General features: G+C 56.9%; 18 protein-coding genes and 2 tRNA genes. 18 read left to right on the top strand and 2 right to left on the bottom strand.

Features of this window, described 5'->3' with window-relative positions; genetic code table 11:
• Positions 1 to 61: 61 nt before the first annotated feature.
• Positions 62 to 553: a 5-(carboxyamino)imidazole ribonucleotide mutase gene (gene purE / locus E5Q11_RS06205; RefSeq protein WP_135802553.1), complete on the bottom strand. Its 492-nt coding sequence runs from the start codon at positions 551 to 553 to the stop codon at positions 62 to 64.
• 175 nt (positions 554 to 728) lie between these two features.
• Here purE and E5Q11_RS06200 point away from each other — a divergent pair, with 175 nt between their 5' ends.
• The 5 genes from E5Q11_RS06200 (at position 729) to E5Q11_RS06180 (ending at position 3280) form a co-directional block, all read left to right on the top strand.
• Complete coding sequence (locus E5Q11_RS06200) at positions 729 to 1691, top strand: coiled-coil domain-containing protein (RefSeq protein ID WP_135802552.1); 963 nt, start codon at positions 729 to 731, stop codon at positions 1689 to 1691.
• A 192-nt stretch (positions 1692 to 1883) separates the two neighbouring features.
• Complete coding sequence (locus E5Q11_RS06195) at positions 1884 to 2687, top strand: DUF2846 domain-containing protein (RefSeq protein ID WP_404802757.1); 804 nt, start codon at positions 1884 to 1886, stop codon at positions 2685 to 2687.
• 45 nt (positions 2688 to 2732) lie between these two features.
• Positions 2733 to 2921: a hypothetical protein gene (locus tag E5Q11_RS06190; RefSeq protein WP_135802551.1), complete on the top strand. Its 189-nt coding sequence runs from the start codon at positions 2733 to 2735 to the stop codon at positions 2919 to 2921.
• 139 nt (positions 2922 to 3060) lie between these two features.
• Positions 3061 to 3136: transfer RNA gene (locus tag E5Q11_RS06185), tRNA-Val, on the top strand.
• A 67-nt stretch (positions 3137 to 3203) separates the two neighbouring features.
• Positions 3204 to 3280, top strand: a tRNA-Asp gene (locus E5Q11_RS06180).
• A gap of 183 nt (positions 3281 to 3463) precedes the next feature.
• On the opposite strand, the gene E5Q11_RS06175 is transcribed toward E5Q11_RS06180, so the two are convergent.
• Positions 3464 to 4534: an AraC family transcriptional regulator gene (locus tag E5Q11_RS06175; protein WP_135802550.1), complete on the bottom strand. Its 1071-nt coding sequence runs from the start codon at positions 4532 to 4534 to the stop codon at positions 3464 to 3466.
• Between the two features lie 134 nt (positions 4535 to 4668).
• Here E5Q11_RS06175 and E5Q11_RS06170 point away from each other — a divergent pair, with 134 nt between their 5' ends.
• The 13 genes from E5Q11_RS06170 (at position 4669) to E5Q11_RS06110 (ending at position 24141) form a co-directional block, all read left to right on the top strand.
• On the top strand, positions 4669 to 6735 hold the full coding sequence (locus tag E5Q11_RS06170; protein ID WP_135802549.1) for an NADPH-dependent 2,4-dienoyl-CoA reductase: 2067 nt from the start codon (positions 4669 to 4671) through the stop codon (positions 6733 to 6735).
• A 108-nt stretch (positions 6736 to 6843) separates the two neighbouring features.
• Positions 6844 to 8109: a DNA repair protein gene (locus E5Q11_RS06165; protein WP_135802548.1), complete on the top strand. Its 1266-nt coding sequence runs from the start codon at positions 6844 to 6846 to the stop codon at positions 8107 to 8109.
• A 124-nt stretch (positions 8110 to 8233) separates the two neighbouring features.
• Entirely contained in the window at positions 8234 to 9118 is an 885-nt protein-coding gene (locus E5Q11_RS06160; RefSeq protein WP_135802547.1) for an NAD(+) kinase, read from the top strand.
• 2 nt (positions 9119 to 9120) lie between these two features.
• Entirely contained in the window at positions 9121 to 10134 is a 1014-nt protein-coding gene (locus tag E5Q11_RS06155; RefSeq protein ID WP_135802546.1) for a metallophosphoesterase, read from the top strand.
• Between the two features lie 3 nt (positions 10135 to 10137).
• Entirely contained in the window at positions 10138 to 11013 is an 876-nt protein-coding gene (locus E5Q11_RS06150) for a rhomboid family intramembrane serine protease (protein WP_135802545.1), read from the top strand.
• Positions 11014 to 11150: 137 nt separating this feature from the next.
• Complete coding sequence (locus E5Q11_RS06145; RefSeq protein ID WP_135802544.1) at positions 11151 to 11441, top strand: YeaC family protein; 291 nt, start codon at positions 11151 to 11153, stop codon at positions 11439 to 11441.
• Positions 11442 to 11476: 35 nt separating this feature from the next.
• Positions 11477 to 12280 (top strand): DUF2797 domain-containing protein, encoded by an 804-nt coding sequence (locus E5Q11_RS06140; RefSeq protein ID WP_404802756.1) that lies wholly within the window; start codon positions 11477 to 11479, stop codon positions 12278 to 12280.
• A gap of 90 nt (positions 12281 to 12370) precedes the next feature.
• A complete protein-coding gene (pepN, locus tag E5Q11_RS06135) occupies positions 12371 to 15016 on the top strand; it encodes an aminopeptidase N (RefSeq protein WP_135802542.1) in 2646 nt (881 codons plus the stop codon).
• A 163-nt stretch (positions 15017 to 15179) separates the two neighbouring features.
• Positions 15180 to 16574 (top strand): DUF1329 domain-containing protein, encoded by a 1395-nt coding sequence (locus E5Q11_RS06130; RefSeq protein WP_135802541.1) that lies wholly within the window; start codon positions 15180 to 15182, stop codon positions 16572 to 16574.
• A gap of 152 nt (positions 16575 to 16726) precedes the next feature.
• Entirely contained in the window at positions 16727 to 17875 is a 1149-nt protein-coding gene (locus E5Q11_RS06125) for a WD40/YVTN/BNR-like repeat-containing protein (protein ID WP_225314855.1), read from the top strand.
• Positions 17876 to 17920: 45 nt separating this feature from the next.
• Complete coding sequence (locus E5Q11_RS06120) at positions 17921 to 20305, top strand: efflux RND transporter permease subunit (RefSeq protein ID WP_135802540.1); 2385 nt, start codon at positions 17921 to 17923, stop codon at positions 20303 to 20305.
• Positions 20306 to 20482: 177 nt separating this feature from the next.
• Positions 20483 to 21466 carry a TAXI family TRAP transporter solute-binding subunit gene (locus tag E5Q11_RS06115; RefSeq protein WP_135802539.1) on the top strand — a complete coding sequence of 328 codons (984 nt, stop codon included), beginning with the start codon at positions 20483 to 20485 and terminating at the stop codon, positions 21464 to 21466.
• Between the two features lie 80 nt (positions 21467 to 21546).
• Positions 21547 to 24141, top strand: coding sequence for a TRAP transporter permease (locus tag E5Q11_RS06110; protein WP_135802538.1), 2595 nt, complete (start codon positions 21547 to 21549; stop codon positions 24139 to 24141).
• Positions 24142 to 24234 lie beyond the last annotated feature (93 nt).

Genomic DNA, 24234 nt, shown 5'->3' with positions numbered 1-24234 from the left:
ATGGCTCCGCACAGTTTTGGAAAGCCTTCCCCTACCTGGTCAGCAGACTTTTGAGCTGCATTCACTGATCACGTGGATCAGGGTTTTCCAGAACCGTCTGCGTCTGGTTTGCTCGGAATTCATCAACGGCCTTGCGGACGTCGTCATCGAAAGTGCCGATGATCTGGGCCGCAAGCAGGCCCGCGTTTGTGGCCCCGGCTTTTCCGATCGCCAGTGTGCCGACGGCAATACCTCCGGGCATTTGAGCGATGGATAAAAGCGAATCAAGGCCGTTCAGTGCTTTCGACTGAACGGGAACCCCCAGAACAGGCAACGAAGTCTGGGACGCAACCATGCCAGGCAGGTGTGCTGCACCGCCGGCGCCCGCGATAATCACCTTTAGCCCGCGATCAGAGGCCGTTTTGGCGTAATCGAAAAGCAGATCTGGTGTGCGATGGGCAGAAACGACTTTGGTTTCATAGGGCACGCCCAGCTTCTCCAGCATGTTGGCGGCGTTTTCCATGGTGGGCCAGTCTGACTTTGAGCCCATGATAAGTCCTACAAGCGGCTGCATATGCAACAGTCCTGATTCGTTGAAAAGCCGACCATTGTATGTGTCGCCCTCATGCCTTGCAAACCCGCCTGTGGTGCGGTTTGGCCGGGCCAGTGGTCCTTATTGATTTGAAGCGCTGGAACATACGGGTATTATCAGGCCTTACCTTCACAAACGTCCACAGACCGGAGTTGTAATGGAGCCTATTCGACCTGACGACGATGAGTTACGCGCCACCCGTGACAGCAGGCCAGAACCGCCAAAGGCAAGGAAGCCCGAAAAGACCAGGAGCTCTCCCAGGGGCAGATCCGGCGGCGGTGGCGATGGTGGCGACGGTGGAGGGCACAATGGTCGCCAGGGCGGCGGTAAGAAATCGGCCAGCCCGCTTTTCATGCTGCTACTGCTGATTGTCGCAGGGGTCGGGGCTGCAGGATGGTATCAGCAGGGCCAGCGGATTGCGTACATGGAGAGCCAGCTTGAAGAAGCGGACTATGGGGCAAGGCAGAGCAAACTGGCGATCGCCCGCTTCGAAGGTGAGTTGTCGGAGACCGGCGAGGATCTCGAGGAAACGGGTCAGTCCATTGAACAGAGACTCAGCGCCCAGGCCGAGCGATTGGACACCGCCGACAGTGAGATCCGCAAGCTGTGGGGTGTGGCGAATGACCGCAATAAGGCCCGTCTTGATGAGCACCAGGCACGGCTTGACGGGGTTGATGAGGCGGTCGAAGAGGCGGCTTCCGAGCGCCAGTCACTCGCTTCGGCCATCAGCGAACTTGAGAAGGCGTTGGCTGCGAGAACTGAAGCTCTTGAATCCTCACTAACCCGGGCAATTGCCGCCCAGGCCGAAAGAATTGACAGCCAGCAGTCGGCACTGGATGTGATGCAGGCTTCCGTTGCCGCTGTTGATGACCAGATCGAGAGCCGGCTCAAGCGCTTTGAGCGGGAACAATCCCTGACCATCGACGGTCTTGAAGGGCGTATTTCTTCGCTGGAGAAAACAACCCAGTCGCTGTCCGGCGGCGAGATCGAGTCCCTGCGCTCCGAACTTTCGAGCCTGAAACGCACCGTGGAATCCATTGATGCCTCCCGTGCCCAGCTGACATCACGGCTGGTCAGGTTGTCTGAGGAGGTCAGCCAGCTGAGGGCCGGTAGTCAGTAAGGGCGGCTGTGTAACAGTTTGTAGCCATCTCTTGCGTTAGCTCTCAGTTCTGGCAAATCGTTGTTGTTAAGATCGGGTCACTCACCAAAGGACGAAGAGTGAACAACAATGATGACCCGATTTTCTTTGTGCGGTAATGCGCCTCGGCACAGGCTGGCCAGGTTGCTGCTGGTGGTCTCGCTGGTTGCATTGATGCCCGCCTGTTCTATCTACATGTCCATAGGCAAGAGCGTGGGCGGTTATGTGCATCCGGTGTCCGGCCATGATTTCGTTCATATCGAAAACGATGAATGGAGCCGTGACAATGCTCTGATGTATTTCTACCGGCCCCACTCGGAGTGGGCGTCGCAGGAAATTGAATCGCCCAGCGTTTATATCGACGACACCCACTACTTCAATTTCCGGAACGACAGCTTTACCTGGCTGGAAGTCAGCCCTGGTCAGCGGCACATCCAGATGCGTCGTCCGCTATTGGGGCTGGAGGGCCTGAATTCGTTCAGTCTCAGCATGATTGCCGACGCCAAGCTGGAGACCGAACCTGGGCGCATCTACTACCTGCGTTACAGCGAGGTAGAACCGCCGGAATCGAACCATCCTGAATTGCCAGAGGATCATCCCCTCCGGTCCGGTGATTTGCAGCTGGTCACCCGTGAGTACGCGATGCAGTCCGATGAGATTGTGTCGACGCGTTTTCTCAACAGCGATCTGCTGGCACCCAACCACGCGGCAGCGTCCATTGTTGAGAAAAATGAAGACGATGATTACGAGCGCCACCTTGAGTTGCTTGAAGAAGAGCGGGAGCAGGAAATCGAACGCCTGAGGGCGGAGGGTCAGTACAACGAGCCGTCCTGGTTCTGGCCATTTGGCGGTGGCCCGACCGTGCCGCTGGAAACCGATCGGAAGCTGAAAGAGCTGGAGCGGGAATACGCGGCCATTGAACGGGAAAGAGAACGTAAAGCAGAGGCGGAAGCCGGTGACGGCTGGTGGATTTTCTGATTCGCGCTAGACTCTTGGTGAGTGATTAATTGCAGGAATCCGGAAATGTCATTTAAAGAGGAAGCCGAGCGTCGGTTGGCCGCGATTATTGAGCGACTGGATGAATTCAATCGCTCGCTTGCCGAACAGGCTCTGCCGGATGGCCGGAGGCGCAGGGTCAGCGAATTATCCTTGCGGAACAAGGCGCTGAAAGCGGGCCAGAAAACAGTCGAAGAAAGGCCAAAGAATTCCTGAAAAGCATTTGACACTGTCGGCCAAATGCTTAAAATGCCCCCCTCACTTGATTGAGACAGCGACCCGTTCGGTGGCTCGGAAAGTGGGTTCTAGGCTCCGTAGTCGGGAGTTTTAGAAGCAGTTAGTGTGCTACAGAAGTGGGCGGTTAGCTCAGCTGGGAGAGCATCGCCCTTACAAGGCGAGGGTCACTGGTTCGATCCCAGTACCGCCCACCACTTTCAAGCACAGCCGGATGACCCCATCCGGTTATGATTCAGGCAGACCCCATGCCCGGATCGATGCGGAGCGGTAGTTCAGCTGGTTAGAATACCGGCCTGTCACGCCGGGGGTCGCGGGTTCGAGTCCCGTCCGCTCCGCCATTTTTCTTCCGGTTTTTCTCCATTTTTCGTCATTCCCCTGACACATTTTGCGTCAATACTGTTCCAAACCATCAGGAGCAGGAGTTTGTCATGTCTGATTATCAGGAAGACCTGATTGCCAGCCAGTTTGAAGATTACGACGATGATATCGAGCAGGACGATGCGACCGAGCTTTGAGGGCCCCTAGCGGATCCTCGAAAGCAGACCTTTCGCTTTCTGCTCGTTCAGATATCGTTTCCGGTGTTCGGCCGGGCTGGTATTGAACCAGCGCTTCCATGCCTTGTGAAATGCCGCCGGATTGGCAAAGCCAAGCAGCCAGGCAATTTCCGAGATAGACGTTCTGGTTTCACGAATGTATTCGCTGGCCAGTTCTTGGCGGGTCTCGTCCAGTAACTCCCGGAACCCCGTCCCTTCTTCCTTCAGTTGCCGTTGCAACGTCCAGGGCGCTATGCCCAGTTGATCGGCAACGGTTGCCATCTCCGGCGTATCCCCCTGCAGCAGGGGCGCCAGCCTATCTTTTACCCGGTCGCCCATGGTCCAGCTTGAACGGATTTTCAGTAGCTGACGCTCGCATTGCCGGCCCAACAGATCAAACATTCCCGGCTGGTCCTGAAGCGATGGAGCGTCTCTGATCGTTGGTAACAGGTGAATGGAATTGCCAGCGGCGCCAAACTGAACCGGGCACCCAAACCAGGCTTCAAATTCCGCATCCATCCCCTGGGACGGATACTCGATTTTTACCCGCTCCAGTACATGCAGTTGGCCTGAGACAACCCTGAGGAACCGGGTCCAGGCGGACAGCACCGAGTCCACCACAAAAAAGTTGAACGGATTGTAGGGCCTGATGGAATAGAAATTCGCCGTCAGGCCCCGGTCTGACACCCAGGGCGTGCCGCGGCTGTTGTGGCTGGTGAGCACGGAAAACCGGATCAGTGTGTTGAGCGCTTCACCGGTAGTCGGTGCACACTGTGCCGCCAGCCCGGCGATCCCGGCATCCACTGGCCGGGAATGTTGGCCCATGGTCAGGCCCAGAGCAGGATTTCCGGTAAGGCGAATGGCAGCTTCCCCCAGGCGCATGAAGCGGGGAATACTGATTCTGGTTTCCGGCGAGCCCAATGACTGATTGCTGAGGCCGAATCGGTCAAGCAATGGCGTCGGGTTATGACCCTGCGCTGCGACGGCTCTTGACAGAACAGAAGCATAAAGCACGCTCAGTTCGCCCAGGGAATTGGTACGTCTGGGGTTTGGTTTCATGGCCTGATATTGTCAGACATGCAATTTAAAGACAATAAAATGTAATTTCAGGATATTGGCGGTGATACTGTCGCGGGATAACTTAGCGGCTGACCATAGGCATTGATCAACCAACAACAAGCTTTGGAGAGACCATGACCGCAACTTCCGCTGGCGTAGACCGCTACCCACACCTGCTTGAGCCGCTGGACCTGGGCTTTGTGACCCTGCGAAATCGTGCCCTGATGGGTTCGATGCACACCGGGCTTGAAGAGGCGAAGAACGGTTTTGACCGCCTGGCCAGATTCTATGCCGACCGTGCCCGGGGCGGAGTGGGCCTCATCGTGACCGGCGGCATTGGTCCCAACGAAGAAGGCGCGGTCTTCCAGCATGCCGCCAAAATGAGCACTCCGGAAGAAGCGGAAAAGCACAAGGTAATCACCAGAGCGGTTCATGAGGCCGATGGCCGGATCTGTATGCAGATCCTTCACGCTGGCCGTTACGCCTATCATCCCCAGCTGGTGGCACCGTCCGACATTCAGGCACCGATCAACCCGCTCAAGCCCAAAGCGCTGGACGAAGAAGGCATTGAAAAGCAGATCACTGACTACGTGAACTGCGCGGCGCTGGCCCAGGAGGCGGGCTATGACGGTGTCGAAATCATGGGCTCGGAAGGCTACTTCATCAACCAGTTCATCGTGAAGCACACCAACGACCGCACCGACCGTTGGGGCGGCAGCTACGAGAACCGGATTCGCCTGCCCATCGAAATCGTTCGCCGGGTTCGAGAGCGGGTCGGGGAAAAGTTCATTCTGATTTACCGCCTGTCCATGCTGGACCTGATTGAAGACGGCAGCACCTGGGAGGAAGTGGTGCAATTGGCGAAAGAAATTGAGAAGGCCGGGGCGACCATTATCAACACTGGGATCGGCTGGCACGAAGCCCGTGTGCCTACCATCGCCACGTCTGTGCCACGAGGCGCTTTCACCAAGGTCACCGGCCGCCTGAAAGATGAAGTGAGTATTCCGCTGGTGACGACCAACCGCATCAACATGCCGGAGGTGGCGGAAAAAATCCTGGCCGAAGGCGACGCCGACATGGTGTCCATGGCACGGCCTTTCCTGGCGGATGCCGACCTGATGCAGAAAGCCATTGAAGACCGGGCCCAGGAAATCAATACCTGTATTGGCTGCAATCAGGCCTGTCTGGACCATACCTTCAGTGGCAAGCTGACCTCCTGCCTGGTGAATCCACGGGCCTGCCATGAAACCGAGCTTAACTATGTGAAAACCGCCGAGCCCCGGAAGATCGCAGTGGTTGGCGGCGGGCCGGCCGGGCTGGCTTTTGCCTCTGTCGCCGCCGAACGCGGCCATTCGGTGACCCTTTTTGACGACGGCAAGGAAATCGGCGGCCAGTTCAATGTGGCCAAACTGATTCCCGGCAAGGAGGAATTCTACGAGACCCTGCGCTATTTCAAGGTCATGCTGGACAAGCATGGCGTGGACGTACGCCTGAACAACCGCGTCAGCGCCGAAGATCTGAAAGCGGGTGGTTTTGACCATGTGGTACTGGCCACGGGCGTGAAACCGAGAACGCCAGAAATCGAAGGCATTGACCACCCCAAAGTGATTGGCTACCTGGACGCGCTGCTTGAGCGCAAACCGGTTGGCCAGAAAGTCGCGGTGATTGGCGCAGGCGGTATTGGCTTCGACGTGTCCGAGTTTATCGTTCACAAGGGAACATCGGCGGCGCTGGACCCGGCGCACTTCATGCGGGAATGGGGCGTGGATCTGACGGTGGAGCACCGTGGCGGCATCAAGGGCATGACCCCGGAAATGCCGGAGCCGGCCCGTGAGGTCTACCTGCTTCAGCGCAAAACCTCGAAAGTGGGCAAGAATCTGGGCAAAACCACCGGCTGGATTCACCGGACGTCTCTCAAACACCGCCAGGTGCAGATGGTACCCGGCGTGACCTACCGCAAGATCGACGACGAAGGCCTGCACGTGACCATTACCCCCAAAGGCGCCGAGCAGGGTGAGGACCGGGTTCTGCCGGTAGACACCATCATTATATGCGCCGGTCAGGACCCGCTTCGAGAGCTGCAGCAGAGCCTTCAGGATGCAGGTGTCAATGTGCATCTGATCGGTGGTGCTGACGTGGCGGCGGAGCTGGACGCCAAGCGCGCGATTGATCAGGGCAGCCGCCTGGCCGCCGAACTTTAAACCTTACGGTCACAAAATGTTGCACATTCACAGTGTTAGCCGGTCCTGGACCGGCTAGACTGTTATCCGCAGATTTGATTTCAGGAATTCGGATAGCGGGAGTGTGCAATGGCGTCTGCCGAACAGGTGGGTGAAGATTACTCGGCAGTGTTTTTTATGGACGGCAGTACTGTGTCCAGGCAAATGCGTGCCTCGGAATTTGGCGCCTTCCTGGACGGCTATGTGGGTCTGTCCGACCTTGCTGACTCTGATGTAAGAGCCGTTTTTGTGCTTATCAGCCCGGCCCTGACCATTCGTGCTCTGGTGTTTTTTCGCATCTATTTCGATGAAGAAGGCCGCGCCGACGCCAGCTGGAACCTGCCGGTAGAGCAATTGGCCAGGCAGGGTGCCAAAGGCCCTGATCTGGGTGGCGGGCCGATCCGCCTTGTGTGCCGGAGCCAGTGTCCGGAATCGGTGAATGCGGACGAACTCTGGGACCCGGACATGACTCCCGGCAGTAACCATTTCCAGTCGATTCGTCGGGTGGTCGATGCCAATTCCCTGAAACTCCGGAAAATAGAACCGCCGTCCGAGGAAAACATACCGGTGCTTTCAGCAGAACCGGGAAGTGTGTCTGGCTCAGGTGAAGAGGCCGGTGCAGCGGCCGATCGCGCTCGTCTGGCCCAGCTGATCCGGGAGCAGCGGCTTCGCATCAAAACCCTTCAGAGTGTTCATCGGGACGCGCTTTCCGATCTGCAGCGGGAAAACCGCCATGAACTGCAGACTCTGCGTAATGAGCTGGCTGATGTTCAGCAGCGGTTCGAACGCCAGAAACTGAGCAACGAGCAGCTCAAGAAGCGCCTGGCAGAGCGAAACGAACAGTATCTGAGTATGCAGGAGCAGATCACCAATGAGGCAGCCAGCAAGGACCGCGAAGGCGCAGCTGCCAGCGCCGAAGTGGTCTTGTTGAAAGAGCAACTGGATCGGCGCCAGCGCGAGCTGGAACTGCGTGATGAAAAAATTGTGGCCCTCGAGCAGGAAAATTACGATCTGAAGCATCAGACGCCCACCGAGAATTCGGTAATGGAGCATCTGCAGAATCACTCGGTTTTTCTTGTGGCCTACCATCCGGGCGTGGGCCATGTGACCCTGCCGTTTGACGACATTGAATCCTACTTCAGAAACCCGGTGTCATACGCAGCGGAGCGTTGCGGCCTGAACGAGCCTGCTTACCGGCAATGGCTGGAGCATTATGAAAACCCGGTCTGCTGCCATAAGGATGAAAAGGGCAAATCCTGCGAGGAGCCGGTCATGCGGGTCAGCCAGCCTTCGGAATTTCGCCCCGGCGTAGACGACCTCTGTGAACACCATCAACCGGTGGCAGAGCAGAGCTGAGCCCGGCTCCCGGATATCAAACCAATTAACGCGAACTTTTTCAGAATCCCGCCGTATTTCGTTAGTATGGTGAGCTCAGGCATTACACGAGCCTGACTTCATACAGACACCCACAGGACGTTTCATGGATCAATTCAGGAACATCGGCGTTATCGGCCGCATGGGCAGCTCTAAGGTTGTCGAATCACTCAGGCAGCTCAAGCAGTATCTGATCAACAACAACTACCATGTGATTATCGAGGAAGACACCTCGACCATGCTGCCTGGGCACGGGCTTCAGGTGGCCAGCAAAAAGCTTCTGGGTGAAATCTGCGATCTGGTCATTGTGGTTGGTGGCGATGGCAGTCTGCTGGGTGCGGCCCGGGAACTGGCCAAATCCAAGATTCCCCTGCTCGGGGTCAACCGGGGAAGGCTGGGCTTCTTGACCGATATATCCCCCTCCGACCTGGAAGAACGCCTTGAGAAGGTACTTCAGGGTGAATACATTGAAGAAACCAGGTTCCTGCTGGATGGTCATGTTGAACGCAACGGCCAGCCTCTGGGTTTCGGCACAGCACTGAACGATGTGGTGCTGCACCCGGGTAAATCCACCCGGATGATCGGCTTCGACCTTTATATTGATGGGCACTTTGTTTACAGCCAGCGTTCGGACGGGTTGATTGTGTCTACACCCACCGGTTCGACGGCTTACTCTCTGTCTGCCGGCGGGCCAATCATGCACCCCAAGCTGGATGCGGTGGTGCTGGTGCCTATGTTCCCTCACACCCTCAGCAGCCGGCCGATCGTGGTAGACGGTAAAAGTGAAATCAAGCTGGTGATTGGCGAAACCAACGAAACCTACCCGCAGATCAGTTTTGACGGCCAGATGAACATTGCCTGCGCCCCCGGGGATATCATCCGTATCACTAAAAAGCCGTTCAAGATCCGCCTGATACATCCGGTAGACCATAATTTCTACGCCACCTGCCGGGACAAGCTTGGTTGGGCCAGCGAAATCGCAGCGAGTTAACCATGGCATTTCAGAAAAGAAGCGCGAGCCGCGGCTACGACATTATTGGCGACATTCACGGCTGTGCCCATACCCTGACCCGCCTGCTGGACCAGATGGGCTACCGCAAGCGCAACGGGGTTTATCAGCACGACAGCCGCCAGGCCATTTTTATTGGCGATATTATTGACCGCGGTCCGCGCATCCGTGAATCCCTGCACCTTGTGCGGGACATGGTCGAACACGGTTCGGCCCGCATTGTGATGGGCAATCACGAATACAACGCCCTTGGCTACTGCACCCGGGCGCGTCCGGGCACCGGCAAGAAATGGCTGCGGGAACATAACCCCCGCCATGATCGGCTGATTCGTGAAACCATGGAACAGTTCGAGCACTATCCCCACGAGTGGAACGAATTCCTGGAATGGTTCTACACAATCCCGCTGTTTATCGACGAGCCAGATTTCCGTGCGGTACATGCCTGCTGGGACAGCGGGCTGATTGAAAAATTCAAGGCCCACCAGGGCGGCGCCTGCATTGACGATGATTTCCTTCATGCCTCAGCCGCCATTGAATCGTTTGCCGGGCAGGTGATGGACACACTGTTGCGCGGCACCGATCTGCGCCTGCCGCCTGGGGTGAAAATTACCGGGCGGGATGGCTATGTGCGCGAGTTTTTCCGCACCAAGTTCTGGGCGGATAACCCCAAAACCTACGCCGATGTGGTGTTTCAGCCTGACCCCCTGCCGGCGGATGTAGCCTGCCGGGAATTGACCGACAATGAGCGGGCCCAACTTTGCAGTTACCCGGAGACCGCGCCGCCGGTGTTTGTCGGGCATTACTGGATGGAAGGCAAGCCGGCGCCGCTGAAGCATAATGTGGCCTGTATCGACTTTAGCGCGGTCAAATACGGCAAACTGGTTGCTTATCGCCTGGATGGTGAACAGCAACTTTCCCGGGACAAATTTGTCTGGGTGGATGTAGAGCGGCCCGAACAGGCGGACTACCCCACCAGTGAAGACAGCATAGCGAGGTGATTTCTGTACCGGGTTAAACAGATTGAAAGCGGTGATGACCTGGCCGGTTTCAGCCATTGGCTGACCGCGCAGGGCGTGGTGCACCGGATCACCGAGGAGGGCGGTGTCCAGGTTCTGTGGCTGGAAAATGCCGAGCATACCCAGCCGGTTCTTCAGGCGCTTGACCGGTATCTGAGCGAGCCGCATCTGCGTGAGCGAGTGAATGAGGCGGCGGCGTCCCCGGTGTTTGTCCGGGGTCGCTGGCAGCCCTCGCCCAGACACGCGCCTTTGGTCCTGGCGCTGATTGTGATTGCTGGCGTGGCTGCCTGGTTAACGGGTCTGGGACAGAATGCCATGTCGGCCTATCTGATGGTTACCGACCCCAGAGTTTATGAGTGGGGAAGTCTGGCGGAGCGAATTCAGGCACTGGTGGCTACCATGTCCAGCGGTGAGGTCTGGCGCTTGCTGAGCCCGGATTTTCTGCATTTCAGCATGACCCATATCGTGTTCAATGCCGTCATGCTCTGGTTTCTGGGGAGTCAGATTGAATGGTTTGATGGTCGCCAGCGGCTGATCGTGCTGTTTCTGGTGACCAGCCTGTTATCAAATGGACTGCAGTACCTGATGTCGGGCCCGTTTTTCGGCGGGCTGTCAGGGTTTGTCTACGGTATCCTTGGCTATTGCTGGCTCAGCCAGCGCCGCCAGGCGCGGTTCCAGTTTCCGCCGGCGCTGGTTACCTTTGCGGTGGGCTGGATGGTTCTGGGCTTTACCCCGTTACCGGAAATGATGGGCCTGGGGCGAATGGCCAATGAAGCGCACCTGGGCGGATTCCTGGCCGGGTTGGTGCTTGCGCTGATTCTGCCGGTGCCAAAAAAAGCCCCACAATGTGGTGGGGCATGAAAGAGAGCATGTAAGCTCTGATGAGAGAGACCAAATGAACGTTTTCGGACACTTGGTAATGCAATGATAATCATTATCATTTGCGTGTGTCAACGTTTTCCAGAAACTTTTTCCCAGCGAGCAAACGGGAGAGCAGAATGACCTACGACGAGCTGATCAAACGGCTGGATCCTTCGGTTTACCAGAACCTGAAGCGGTCTCTGGAGCTTGGCAAGTGGCCGGATGGCCGCAAGCTGACCCCGGAACAGCGCACGATCTGCATGGAGGCCATCATTTACTACGAAGAACACCACCAGGTCCCCACGGAGCAGCGGGTCGGTTACCTCGATCGTGGTAAAAAAGCCGGAACGGCCTGTGATCCCAGTGTTTCCCGGACGACGAAAGGAAGCCCGGATGAGGCCGGCAATTTCTTTGAGGTGAAATCTTGACCGCCACTGTGGACATCACCGGACGCCTCCGTAAGATGCCTGCCGAGGCCGGCAGCCCGGTGAGTTATAGCCTGCTGTTGGGAGATACCCGTTTGCCCATGAATGAGCTTCTGGGCCAGTCGGTGCGGCTGGACTTTGACGGGGTTATCCGCTGCATCAACTGTGATCGCAAAACCAGTAAGAGTTTCAGTCAGGGCTTCTGCTTCCCCTGCTTCAGGAAACTGGCGGCCTGCGATACCTGTATCATGAGCCCGGAAAAATGCCACTATCATGAGGGCACCTGTCGCGAGCCGGAGTGGGGCGAAACCCACTGTATGGTTGAGCACGTGGTCTATCTGGCCAACTCGTCGGGTCTGAAGGTGGGCATAACCCGGGGCACCCAGGTGCCCACGCGGTGGATTGACCAGGGCGCTGTCGATGCTATTCCGATGCTCCGCGTGGCAACCCGGCAGCTGGCAGGCTTCGTGGAAGTGGCGTGCAAACAGCACGTAGCGGACCGGACCAACTGGCGCACCATGCTCAAAGGCGAAGCGCCGGAGATGGATCTTGCCCAGGAGCGGGACCGCCTGTTGGCGCTGATTGCCGATGACCTTGCGGCACTTCAGGCGGAACATGGCGAGGACGCGATACGCCCGGTCAGTGAAGACGCGTTGGGGCTGAGTTACCCGGTTAGCGTCTGGCCGGAGAAGGTGAAAACTCACAATCTGGACAAGGCACAGACCGCCGAGGGCGTCCTTCAGGGCATAAAAGGGCAGTACCTTATTCTCGATACCGGCGTGATCAACATCCGGAAATACACCGGCTACGAAGTTCGCTTCCGGGTATTTCCCAACTCATAAATACCAGGCCGGGCGCAGCAATCTGGCTTCGCCCGCCTTCCCGCCCCGGATTTCAGAGGGCTATCGGGACATCAATTCTGGAGAATAACCATGCGTACCAGCCAGCCACAAACCATTTACCTGAAAGATTACAAAGTGCCGGCGTTCGTTGTCGATCACGTGGACCTGCGATTTGAACTGTTTGAGGACGGGGCGCGGGTGCACAGCCTGCTGAATGTGCGTCGCAATCCTGAAAGCGATAGCACGGAAAAGAATCTGGAGCTGGATGGCGACAGCCTGACTCTGGAATCGATTCAGTTGGATGGCCGAACCCTGGATGAAGGCGATTATGACAATCGTGGTGAAAAGCTGATTGTTCCGGCGGTTCCGGATCAGTTCGAACTGGCGGTGGTGACCTGGCTGGAGCCCCAGAACAACACCCGTCTGGAGGGGCTTTACAAATCCTCGGGCATGTTCTGTACCCAGTGCGAAGCCCAGGGCTTTCGCTGCATTACCTATTTCCCGGACCGCCCGGATGTGATGGCGCGTTTTCGTACCCGCGTGGAAGCGGACAAAGCCGCCTATCCTGTGCTGCTGTCCAACGGTAACGATGTGGAAAAAGGCGACCTGGAAAATGGTCGCCACTACGTGACCTGGGAAGACCCCTTCCCCAAGCCCAGCTACCTGTTTGCCCTGGTGGCTGGCGATCTGGTGGAAAAGCGCGATTCGTTCCGCACCATGTCCGGCCGTGACATTGACCTGAGAATGTACATCGAGCCCCGCAACGCGGAGAAGTGCGACCATGCCCTGGACTCCCTGAAGCGTGCCATGCGCTGGGACGAGGAAGTCTACGGCCGCGAATACGATCTGGATATTTTCATGATTGTAGCGGTGGACGATTTCAACATGGGGGCCATGGAAAACAAGGGCCTGAATATCTTTAACTCGTCCTGCGTACTGGCCAGCCAGGAAACCGCCACCGACATGGCATTCCAGCGCATCGAGTCTATCGTGGCCCACGAGTACTTTCACAACTGGTCCGGCAATCGGGTTACCTGCCGCGACTGGTTCCAGCTCAGCCTGAAAGAAGGCTTCACAGTGTTCCGGGATTCCCAGTTCTCTTCGGATATGGGGTCGCCAACCGTCAAACGTATTGAAGACGCAGCCATGCTGCGCACCGCGCAGTTTGCCGAGGATGCGGGCCCGATGGCCCACCCGGTTCGGCCCGAGTCCTACATGGAAATCACCAACTTCTACACCCTGACCATTTATGAAAAGGGCTGCGAAGTGGTGGGCATGATCCGCACCCTTCTGGGCGATGAAATGTTCCGCAAAGGCAGCGACCTGTATTTTGAACGTCATGACGGTCAGGCGGTGACCACCGACGACTTTGTGCGAGCCATGGAAGATGCCAGCGGTCGTGATCTGACCCAGTTCCGCCTGTGGTATGAGCAGGCCGGAACCCCGGAACTTACCATCCGGGACGACTTCGACCAGAGCAGCGGTGTTTATCGTCTGTCAATCAGTCAGACCATTCCGGATACACCGGGCCAGACCAACAAGAAGCCCCAGCACATTCCGTTTGCGCTGGGCCTGTTGGGAGCCGGCGGTGAGCCTCTGCCACTGACATTGACCGCTGATGAACAAGATGCCCCAAAAGAGCGGGTGCTTGAGCTGACCGAGGCCGAGCAGTCCTTTGAGTTTCATGGTCTGGATGAGCGACCGGTGCCTTCGCTGCTGCGACATTTCTCGGCGCCGGTTCGGGTGGACTACCCCTGGACCCGGGAGCAGTTGACCTTCCTGATGAGCAACGATGTTGACGGCTTCAATCGCTGGGACGCCGGTCAGCGGCTGGCCATCGATGTGATTCGTTCGTTGATCGGCCAGGGTGATTCTGCGCCGGTCGATCCCGGGCTGATTGCTGCCTATCGTGGCCTGCTGGCGGACGACAGTCTGGATCAGGCGCTGGTGGCCAAGATGCTGCAACTGCCAACCGAGGCCTACCTGATAGAGCTGGCTGAGAAACCGGAAGTGCAGGCGATTCATCAGGCGCGGGAGCGGGTGCTCAGTACCCTGGCTAACGAACTTCGGGACGACCTGATGGCGTGTTATCACCGCAATACACTCAGTGGTGTTTATGAGGTGACGCCGGAATCCGTCGCCCGCCGCAGCCTGCGTAATACCGCCCTGGCGTGGTTGCTGCACGTGAACGACGATGAGGCGCGCTCACTTGCTCTGGCGCAGTATGCGGATGCCGACAATATGACGGACCGCATGGGGGCACTCAGAGCCCTGGTGGGTTCAGACTTCGAGGAAGATCGCGAGGCGACGTTGGACGACTTCTATCAGCGCTTCCAGAAAGACCCGCAGGTGGTTGAGCAGTGGTTCTCTGTTCAGGCTGCCAGCGGCCGCACCGGGAGCCTGCCGCAGATTCAGCAACTGATGCAGCACCCGGCGTTTGACTGGAAGAATCCCAACAAGATCCGCTCGGTTATTGGCGCTTTTGCGGGGCAGAACCTGCCCGCCTTCCATGCGGAAGATGGTTCGGGTTACCGGTTCCTGTCAGAACAGGTCTGCCGTCTCGATGACAGCAACCCACAGATTGCGGCGCGGCTGGTGTCGCCACTGACCCGCTGGCGCAAGTTTGCTCCGGTTCACGGTGACCAGATGAAAGCTGCCCTGGAAAAAGTCAGTCAGAAGAGTGGGTTGTCGCGGGATGTCTACGAAGTGGTGCACAAAAGCCTGGCCGGAAAGTAGCCGTGAATCTGTGACACAACAATACAAAATCGCACTTTTGAACGATGGACAATAGTGGCCAATGGTCTAATCTGTCACCATCCATGAGTGCAGGATTTGCAAAGAAGATTTCACAATAAGAAAAGCCTTCCTGAAGGCTTTCAGACATCGTTAAGGTTTTCCGATGACCGACAATAAAAAAGTGTTTCTTGGCAGCTTGCTTGCCGCTTCAATGTTTGTTTCGCCCGCCATGGCCGCTGTATCGGCCAGTGAAGCCGCCCGGCTGGGGCAGGAGCTTACGCCCTTCGGTTCGGTAAAGGCCGGCAATGAGGCGGGTACAATTCCGCCCTGGACCGGCGGCCTGACCACTGAAGACGCGCCATCCGGCTACAAGGGCAGTGGTCAGCATCACATCAACCCGTTTCCGGATGACCAGGTATTGTTCACCATCAATGCCACTAACGCTGAACAGTACGACGAGTATCTGACCGATGGTCTTCGGGCCATGCTGGACGCCTACCCGACAACCTTCAATATGCCGGTTTACCAGAGCCGGCGCACCCATGCGGTGCCTGACTGGGTTGCTGAAAATACCAAAGACAACGCCACCAGCGCTGAAATTGTTGGCCAGGGTGAGGGCATCGATGGAGCCTTCGGTGGCTATCCTTTCCCGATTCTTCACGGCAATAACGAAGAAAAAGCCTGGCAGGTTATCTGGAACCACCTGACCCGCTGGCGTGGTGTGTCCATTACCCGTCGTTCCAGTGAAGTGGCGGTGCAGACCGACGGCGACTATGGCCTTGTGACCTCCCAGCAGGAGGCCTTTTTCAACTTCTATAACCCGGAAGGCAGCGAAGAGACGCTGGACAACGTGATCTTCTATTATCTGTCGTTCACCCAGTCGCCTCCGCGTCTGGCCGGTGGCGCAATCCTGATTCACGAAACCCTGAACCAGATTATTAACCCACGTAACGGCTGGGGCTACAACGCCGGCCAGCGCCGGGTTCGCCGGGCGCCAAACCTGGGCTATGATTCCCCGATTGCAGCGGCGGACAACCTGCGTACCGCCGACGATACCGATATCTTCAACGGCGCCCTGGACCGTTATAACTGGAATTACGAGGGCATGCGTGAAATCTACGTGCCCTACAACAATTACCGGTTGAGCGAGAAGGGCACGCCCTATTCGGAGATCCTGGGTATTGCCCACCTGAACCCGGAACTTACCCGCTGGGAGCTGCACCGTGTGCATGTGGTTGAGGCGACCCTGAAAGAGGGTGAGCGCCACATATACGGCAAGCGCCGCTTCTATGTGGACGCAGACAGCTGGAACACTCTGTTGCTGGATCAGTACGACGGCCGCGGTGCGCTTTGGCGCGTTACCATGGGCATGGCAAAGAATTATTACGAGCTTCCCGGCGTGTGGACTACACTGGATGTGTACCACGATCTTCAGGCGCGTCGTTACCATGTCCTCGGGCTTGACACGGAAGAATCGTCCACCCGTGAATTCACCAACGATGTTCCGAATCTTCGTTACTTCTCGCCGGCTTCGCTGCGCCGCAGGAGCGTTCGCTAGGCCCGGTTTTGAGACGAATTGGCAAATAAACGCCACAGGCTGATGGCGGCAAATACACCGATGGTCGAAAGGCCATCGGTTTATTCATGCCCGGCGTCGGTACTTTGGGATGAAGACTGACACTGTTCAACACAACACAATAGGCAATCTGAATGGCTAAAAGGTTGATGCGCAACACCCTTGGAGCGGCCTGCTTTGGTCTGTCCATGACAATGGCTGCCCCCCAGGTGCTGGCGCTCGCAGACATCATAGAAAAACCCTCCATGCCCACGGATCTCGCGCCAGAAAATCTGCTGACCGATGCAGATCGTGCCGGTGACAGAATCGTGGCGGCCGGCGAACGGGGCCATATTATCTTCTCGGATAATGGCGGCGATTCCTGGACTCAGGCCGAAGTACCGGTGTCGGTGACCCTGACTGGGATTGATTTTGGCACAGATAATCACGGCTGGGCCGTCGGCCACAGTGGCGTGGTGCTTCACTCCAGCGATGCCGGCGAAACCTGGGACCTCCAACTGACGGGCATTGATGCAGCCGAATTGGCGATTGCAAGCCGCCAGGAGCAGATTGAAGCCATGGAGGCGCGTATTGAGGAAGCTCCTGAAGAGGAAGTGGATGATCTTGAATGGGCTCTGGATGATCTGATTTTTTCTCTCGAAAATATGGAAGCGGATCTGGAGATTGGCCCAGTAAACCCATTTCTGGATGTCTGGTTTGAGAACGAGAGCCATGGCTTTGTTGTCGGCGCTTACGGCATGTTCCTGCGCACGACGGACGGAGGACAAACCTGGCAGGATATGGGGCCCCAGCTCGACAACCCCAGAAGTTTTCACCTGAACAGCATTGTGCAGATTACCGGCGGCGCCCTGGTTATTGCCGGTGAAGCCGGCCAGATCTTCGTATCAGTCGATAACGGCGACACCTGGGAGCAGCGCGAAAGTCCTTACGAGGGTTCACTGTTTGGTGCACTCGGCACAGGCAATGTGAATGAAGTCCTGGTCTTCGGGTTACGTGGAACCACTTTCAAGTCTACGGATATGGGAAAAAGCTGGAAGGTGGTCCCAAATGAAGGTGGGGCGACGCTGAACGACGGCGTGGTAGCAGAAGATGGCCGTATTACGCTGGTTGGCAACAGCGGCGCCGTATTGATGAGCAGCGACGGCGGTGAGAGCTTCCGGCCCTATTTCCGTGATGACAGGGAAGGGGTGATGGACGTTGTGCCTCTGCCCGGCACTGATCTCCTGATTTTTGGCGAGGGCGGTGTGAAACTCACCGATGCCCGCGGCCGGAACCCACAATAACGCCCTGATGCGGCACCAACAGAACGAATTTAGAGGGGCTTTTTAATGTCGAACCCGAAGCATGACAAGGGCGAACATTACATCACCACGCCGAACGCGGAGCCGTTCCTGGAGCGGCTGATTTTCAACAATCGGGCGATCATCCTGATTGCTTTCTTTTTTCTGACCCTGTTTCTGGGCTACAACGCCGTCAAGATTCAGCCGGATGCCAGCTTTGAGCGAATGATTCCGCTTGAGCATCCCTACATCGTGAATATGCTTGAGCACCGGGATGACCTTGAGAACCTCGGTAACTTTGTGCGGATAGCGGTAGAGGTTGAAGAGGGCGATATTTTCACCCAGGAGTACATGGAGACCCTCAAGCAGATCACCGACGAGGTCTTTTACCTTGACGGTGTTGACCGCTCGGGCCTCAAATCCCTCTGGACCTCGAACGTTCGCTGGGTTGAGGTGACAGAGCAGGGCTTCCAGGGTGGCACAGTCATTCCGGACAACTACGACGGTTCCCGTGCAAGCCTGGAGGCGCTGCGCCAGAATGTGCTGCGTTCCAACGAGGTGGGTCGTCTGATCTCAGACAATTTCCGGTCAACCATCGTTTACGCACCGCTTTACGAGAAAAACCCGGAAACCGGCGAGCCGCTGGACTACGGTGAATTCTCGCGCCAGTTGGAAGAGCAAATCCGCAACAAGTACGAAAGCCAGAACCCGAACATCGATATCCACATTGTTGGCTTTGCCAAGAAAGTGGGCGACCTGATTGAAGGGATTGGCTCTATCGCCTGGTTTGCGGGCGTCACGATTATTCTGACAACCCTGCTGCTGTTCGGTTACTCGCGGTCCGTTACCGGCACGCTGGTTCCGGTTTTTACTTCGATTGTGGCGGTTTTCCTACAGCTTGGTACCTTGCGCCTGCTGGGCTATGGCCTGGACCCATACTCTGTTCTGGTACCGTTCCTGGTGTTTGCCATCGGTATCAGTCACGGGGTTCAGATTGTCAATGCCATGGCGGTAGAGGCCGCGAAAGGGTTTGACTCGCTGATGGCTGCGAGGCTTGCCTTCCGGGCCCTCTACATTCCCGGCATGCTGGCACTGGTTTCCGATGCCTTTGGCTTCCTGACTCTGATTTTCATTGAAATCGATGTTATTCGTGATCTGGCCGTTGCTGCCGGTATCGGGGTGGCTTTCGTTATTCTGACCAACCTGGTGCTGCACGTTCTTATCATGTCCTACGTGGGTATCTCCAAGGGCGGTATCAAACATGTCCAGAACCACGACGAAAAGCATGACCGCAAGTGGAAGGTCATGTCCTATTTCGCTCATCCGGGTGTGGCGCCAATTTCACTACTGATTGCGGTGATTGGCCTGGGTCTTGGCCTTTACTACAAGCAGGACCTGAAAGTGGGCGACCTGGACCAAGGCGCGCCTGAGCTGAGGGCGGATTCCCGTTACAACCTCGATAACAAGTTCATTATCGACAATTACTCGACCAGTGCCGATGTTCTGGTGGTAATGGTAAAAACCGAGGACGAGCAGTGTACCCAGTACAATGTGCTCCGTGCCATGGACAACCTGCAGTGGGAGTTGCAGAACACGCCGGGCGTTCAGTCATCCGCTTCGCTGGCTGACGTCTCCAAGATCGTTACCAAGGCCCTGAACGAGGGTAACTGGAAGTGGTATGAGATTTCCCGTAATCAGACCATCATCAATGCCTCTATTCGTGAAGCGCCGGCTGGTCTGATCAACACCAACTGTGATCTGACGCCTGTGCTGGTGTTCCTTGAGGACCACAAAGCCGAGACACTGGAAACAGTGACCGAGCGTGTTGAGGAGTTTGCGGGTAACAATAACTCTGACGAGTTCACCTTCATGCTGGCTGCCGGTAACGCCGGTGTTGAAGCCGCCACCAACGACGTGATTTCCAGCGCCAAGAACATGATGCTGGCTTTCGTTTATGGCGTGGTTTCCCTGTTGTGTCTGCTGACCTTCCGTTCGGTTCGTGCGGTACTGTGTATCCTGATTCCCCTGGGACTGACCTCGATCCTTGCAGAGGCCATCATGGCGGTGTCCGGCATTGGCATCAAAGTGGCAACCCTGCCGGTGATTGCACTGGGTGTGGGTATCGGTGTTGACTATGGCATCTATATCTACAGCAAGCTCGAGAAGTTCCTGATCGAGGGCAGAACCCTTCAGGACGCTTACTTCGAAACGCTCAGGTCCACCGGTAAGGCCGTTATCTTTACGGGTATTACCCTGGGTATCGGCGTGGTGACCTGGATATTCTCGCCCATCAAGTTCCAGGCTGACATGGGGCTGCTGTTGTTCTTCATGTTCATCTGGAACATGGTTGGATCAATCTGGCTGTTGCCAGCGCTTGCGCGGTTCCTGCTGCGGCCTGATCACATGGTCGCCAAGGCCCGCGGCAAGAAATAGCCGACTAAAGTCTTAACCAGAAAAGCCCGCCAAGCGGGCTTTTCTGTTTCCAGTCAGGCAGTTAGCGATACTGTCAACCTTTATTTCTTGGCGAAAGTGGTCTATGTTTAAAAGGACGTCATGCCCCCTGCGGTGTAGCGGGGTGAAGAGTAAAACAAACAGTAAAAGGGAATAGTCATGGCACTGAAACAGAAGTTTTCCGCGCTTGCGGTCGCAGCCGCCGTCAGTTTCGGGGGCGCCGCCACGTCGGTAACCGCTCAGGAACAGACCTTTGTCACCATCGGAACCGGCGGTGTGACCGGCGTTTACTATCCGGCCGGTGGTGCTATCTGCCGACTGGTCAACATGGATCGTAAAGAGCATGGCATTCGCTGCTCCGTCGAGAGCACCGGCGGTTCGGTGTATAACCTGAACGCGATTCGCCAGGGCGAACTCGATCTGGCCGTTGCCCAGTCCGACTGGCAGTACCACGCCTACAATGGCACCAGCCAGTTCGAAGAAGACGGCCCTAACAAAAAGCTGCGCGCTGTGTTCTCCCTGCATCCGGAACCGTTCACGGTTGTGGCCAGCAAGGGCTCTGGCATCAAGACCTTCGAGGACCTCGAAGGCAAGCGGGTCTCCGTGGGCAACCCCGGCTCCGGCCAGCGGGCGACAGCGGAAGTGCTGATGGAGGAAATGGGCTGGACCATGGACAAATTCGCGCTGCCGGCCGAGTTGAAAGCGGCGGAGCAGTCCCAGGCGCTTTGCGACGGCAACATTGATGCGTTTTTCTATACGGTCGGGCATCCGTCCGGCGCGATCAAGGAAGCCACAACGTCCTGCGACAGTGTTCTGGTGAGTGTTGATAACGAAGCAACCCGCACGCTGATTGGCGACAACCCTTATTATCGTGAGGCCGTCATTCCGGGAGGAATGTATCGGGGCAGCGATGAAGATGTCACCACCTTCGGCGTAGCCGCGACCTTTGTTTCGTCTACCGATGTTTCAGACGAGATAGTATATGAAGTGGTCAAGGCGGTGTTCGAGAACTTTGACAGCTTCAAGCGCCTGCATCCGGCCTTTGCCAACCTGGAAAAGGAAGAGATGGTCAGTGACGCCCTGAGTGCGCCTCTGCACCCGGGTGCTGCCAAGTACTATAAAGAAGCCGGTCTGATCGACTGATCCAGTCGCAGACCTGAAGGCAGGGCGGGCTTTTTGCCTGTCCTGCCGCATTCCCTCCGACATTTCTCCAGGACGTAGCTATGAGCAATAGCGAGCCCAATGAAGGGACTGCCATGGATCAGGCCAAAGTTACGGAAGTTCTGCAGACAGAGACCGGTGGCAGGGCAGCCACGGGCTATGCTGCGGTCATATTGTTTGTGGTGCCGCTGCTATGGTCCCTGTTTCAGCTCTGGATTGCTTCACCACTGCCTTATATTCTTGAAATCGGCGTGTTCAACTCGTCAGAGACCCGCTCTATTCACCTGGCGTTTGCGGCTTTTCTGGCATTTTCCGCCTACCCGATGTTTCGGGGTAAACATGTTGACCATGTGCCAATCTATGACTGGGTTCTGGCATTGGCTGCGGCATTCGCCGCCTCTTACCTATATGTGTTCTACGAAGAGCTTTCGACGCGCCCGGGCGCGCCGATTACCCAGGATCTGATTGTTGCGTTAGGTGGCCTGGTACTGCTGCTTGAGGCCACCCGTCGCGCACTGGGCCTGCCACTGGCCATTGTTGCTGGCGTGTTCATAATCTATGCGTTGGCCGGCCCCTATATGCCCGACGTCATTTCCCATAAAGGGGCAAGCCTCAACAAGCTGGCCTCTCATATGTGGCTTGGCACCGAGGGTGTTTTCGGCGTTGCGCTTGGCGTTTCCACCAGTTTCGTTTTCCTGTTTGTGCTGTTCGGCGCGCTTCTTGAGCGTGCCGGAGCTGGCAACTACTTCATCAAGGTTGCCTATGCCATGCTTGGCCACATGCGTGGCGGGCCCGCCAAAGCAGCGGTTGTGTCCAGCGGGCTCAGTGGTGTTATCTCCGGTTCATCCATTGCCAACGTGGTAACCACCGGTACCTTTACCATCCCGCTGATGAAACGGGTGGGTTTTCCGGCCACCAAAGCTGGCGCGGTCGAGGTGGCGGCATCCACTAATGGTCAGTTAACGCCGCCGATTATGGGCGCAGCCGCTTTCCTGATGGTGGAGTATGTGGGCATTTCCTATCTGGAGGTGATCAAACACGCCATTCTGCCTGCGATGATTTCCTATGTTGCGCTGATTTACATCGTTCATCTGGAAGCCTGCAAGCTTGGCATGAAGGGCATCGAACGTTTGAACCGCCCCACACTGGCCATGAGAATGCTCAACTGGGTAGTGATTCTACTTGGGCTTTGCGTGCTGACCCTTGCGGTCTACTACGGCATTGGCTGGACCAAGGAGCTCTTCGGCGATGCGGCTGTCTGGGTTCTTGGCCCACTGGTTCTGCTGATCTACATAGCGCTGGTGGGCTATGCCACCCGTTTTCCGGATCTTGAGGAGGATGACCCGGAATCGTCCATGGACGAGCTTCCCGAGACCGGGCCGACGGTTAAAACCGGCCTTTACTTCCTGCTGCCGGTGGTGGTGCTGATCTGGTGCCTGACCGTCGAGCGGTTTTCACCGCAGCTATCGGCCTTCTGGGCCACCATGTTCATGGTTTTCATCGTGATCACCCAACGGCCGCTGAAGGCCTGCTTTCGTCGGCAGGCGGGTCTGCTTCCGAAAATGACCCAGGGGTTCAGTGATCTGCTGCATTCCCTGGTGACCGGCGCCCGGAACATGGTGGGCATCGGCGTAGCCACGGCCACCGCGGGCATTGTGGTCGGTACCGTTACGCTGACCGGTATCGGGCTGGTGATGACCCAGTTCGTTGAGTTCATATCCGGCGGCAACCTGCTGTTGATGCTGATCTTCACGGCGCTGATCAGTCTGATATTGGGCATGGGGCTGCCCACAACCGCCAATTACATTGTGGTGTCCACGCTGATGGCGCCGGTCATCGTGACTCTGGGGGCACAGAACGGGCTGCTGGTGCCACTGATTGCGGTGCATCTGTTTGTGTTCTATTTCGGCATACTGGCGGACGACACGCCGCCCGTGGGGCTGGCGGCTTATGCCGCCGCCGCCATATCAGGAGCAGACCCCATAAGAACCGGTATCCAGGGTTTCACCTACGATATCCGGACTGCCATTCTTCCGTTCATGTTTATCTTCAACACCCAGTTGTTGCTGATCGGCCTGACTGGCTGGTTCGACCTGGTGATTACCATCTTCAGTGCCGTTACGGCCATGCTGGTTTTTTCAGCGGCGACTCAGGGTTACTGGTTTACCAAGAGCTACAAATGGGAGTCGGCACTGCTTCTGCTGATCACCTTCACTCTGTTCCGCCCAGGTTACTGGTGGGACATGGTGTATCCGGAAACGGAGGAGCGGCCGGGTACGGTGATAGAAGAACATGTGGCGAAGGTTCCGGCCGACGGCGACATTGTCGTCAAGGCATCGGGTATGTCGCTGTCCGGGGATGAGGTCTCCACCTATCTCAAGCTTCCGATTCCTGCTGGCGATTCACCGTCAGAGCGCCTGGCGGCTGCAGGTCTTGAGCTATCGGAAAGCGATGGTGAAATGGTCGTGGATTTCGTCGGTTTTGGTAGCCCCGCTGAGGATGCAGGCATCAGCTTTGGCTGGACCATTGATGCGGTGCAGGTAGAGCTGGAGCGCCCGCCGAAGGAGCTGATGTTCATTCCGGCACTGGCGTTATTGGGCTTGATTGCCTTCGGCCAGTTGCGTCGGCGAACGCCGGAAGAGGCTAGCGTCACCTGAATTGCTCAGGCCGATGCATCAAACAGAACCCGGCATTAACCTGCCGGGTTTTTTTCTGATAAACTCCCCCGCAAATCGGCCCGTGGTCTGTAT

The organism is Marinobacter confluentis (assembly GCF_004785685.1).
Taxonomy (GTDB): Bacteria; Pseudomonadota; Gammaproteobacteria; order Pseudomonadales; family Oleiphilaceae; genus Marinobacter; species Marinobacter confluentis.
Note: the sequence above shows the minus strand (reverse complement) of the source record. Positions and strands in the feature narration are given on the sequence as shown.

Bases quoted from the DNA above. Each gene is read 5' to 3' on its own strand.
- purE (WP_135802553.1), bottom strand. From the start codon at position 553: ATGCAGCCGCTTGTAGGACTTATCATGGGCTCAAAGTCAGACTGGCCC.
- E5Q11_RS06200 (WP_135802552.1), top strand. From the start codon at position 729: ATGGAGCCTATTCGACCTGACGACGATGAGTTACGCGCCACCCGTGAC.
- E5Q11_RS06195 (WP_404802757.1), top strand. From the start codon at position 1,884: ATGCCCGCCTGTTCTATCTACATGTCCATAGGCAAGAGCGTGGGCGGT.
- E5Q11_RS06190 (WP_135802551.1), top strand. From the start codon at position 2,733: ATGTCATTTAAAGAGGAAGCCGAGCGTCGGTTGGCCGCGATTATTGAG.
- E5Q11_RS06175 (WP_135802550.1), bottom strand. From the start codon at position 4,534: ATGAAACCAAACCCCAGACGTACCAATTCCCTGGGCGAACTGAGCGTG.
- E5Q11_RS06170 (WP_135802549.1), top strand. From the start codon at position 4,669: ATGACCGCAACTTCCGCTGGCGTAGACCGCTACCCACACCTGCTTGAG.
- E5Q11_RS06165 (WP_135802548.1), top strand. From the start codon at position 6,844: ATGGCGTCTGCCGAACAGGTGGGTGAAGATTACTCGGCAGTGTTTTTT.
- E5Q11_RS06160 (WP_135802547.1), top strand. From the start codon at position 8,234: ATGGATCAATTCAGGAACATCGGCGTTATCGGCCGCATGGGCAGCTCT.
- E5Q11_RS06155 (WP_135802546.1), top strand. From the start codon at position 9,121: ATGGCATTTCAGAAAAGAAGCGCGAGCCGCGGCTACGACATTATTGGC.
- E5Q11_RS06145 (WP_135802544.1), top strand. From the start codon at position 11,151: ATGACCTACGACGAGCTGATCAAACGGCTGGATCCTTCGGTTTACCAG.
- E5Q11_RS06140 (WP_404802756.1), top strand. From the start codon at position 11,477: ATGCCTGCCGAGGCCGGCAGCCCGGTGAGTTATAGCCTGCTGTTGGGA.
- pepN (WP_135802542.1), top strand. From the start codon at position 12,371: ATGCGTACCAGCCAGCCACAAACCATTTACCTGAAAGATTACAAAGTG.
- E5Q11_RS06130 (WP_135802541.1), top strand. From the start codon at position 15,180: ATGACCGACAATAAAAAAGTGTTTCTTGGCAGCTTGCTTGCCGCTTCA.
- E5Q11_RS06125 (WP_225314855.1), top strand. From the start codon at position 16,727: ATGGCTAAAAGGTTGATGCGCAACACCCTTGGAGCGGCCTGCTTTGGT.
- E5Q11_RS06120 (WP_135802540.1), top strand. From the start codon at position 17,921: ATGTCGAACCCGAAGCATGACAAGGGCGAACATTACATCACCACGCCG.
- E5Q11_RS06115 (WP_135802539.1), top strand. From the start codon at position 20,483: ATGGCACTGAAACAGAAGTTTTCCGCGCTTGCGGTCGCAGCCGCCGTC.
- E5Q11_RS06110 (WP_135802538.1), top strand. From the start codon at position 21,547: ATGAGCAATAGCGAGCCCAATGAAGGGACTGCCATGGATCAGGCCAAA.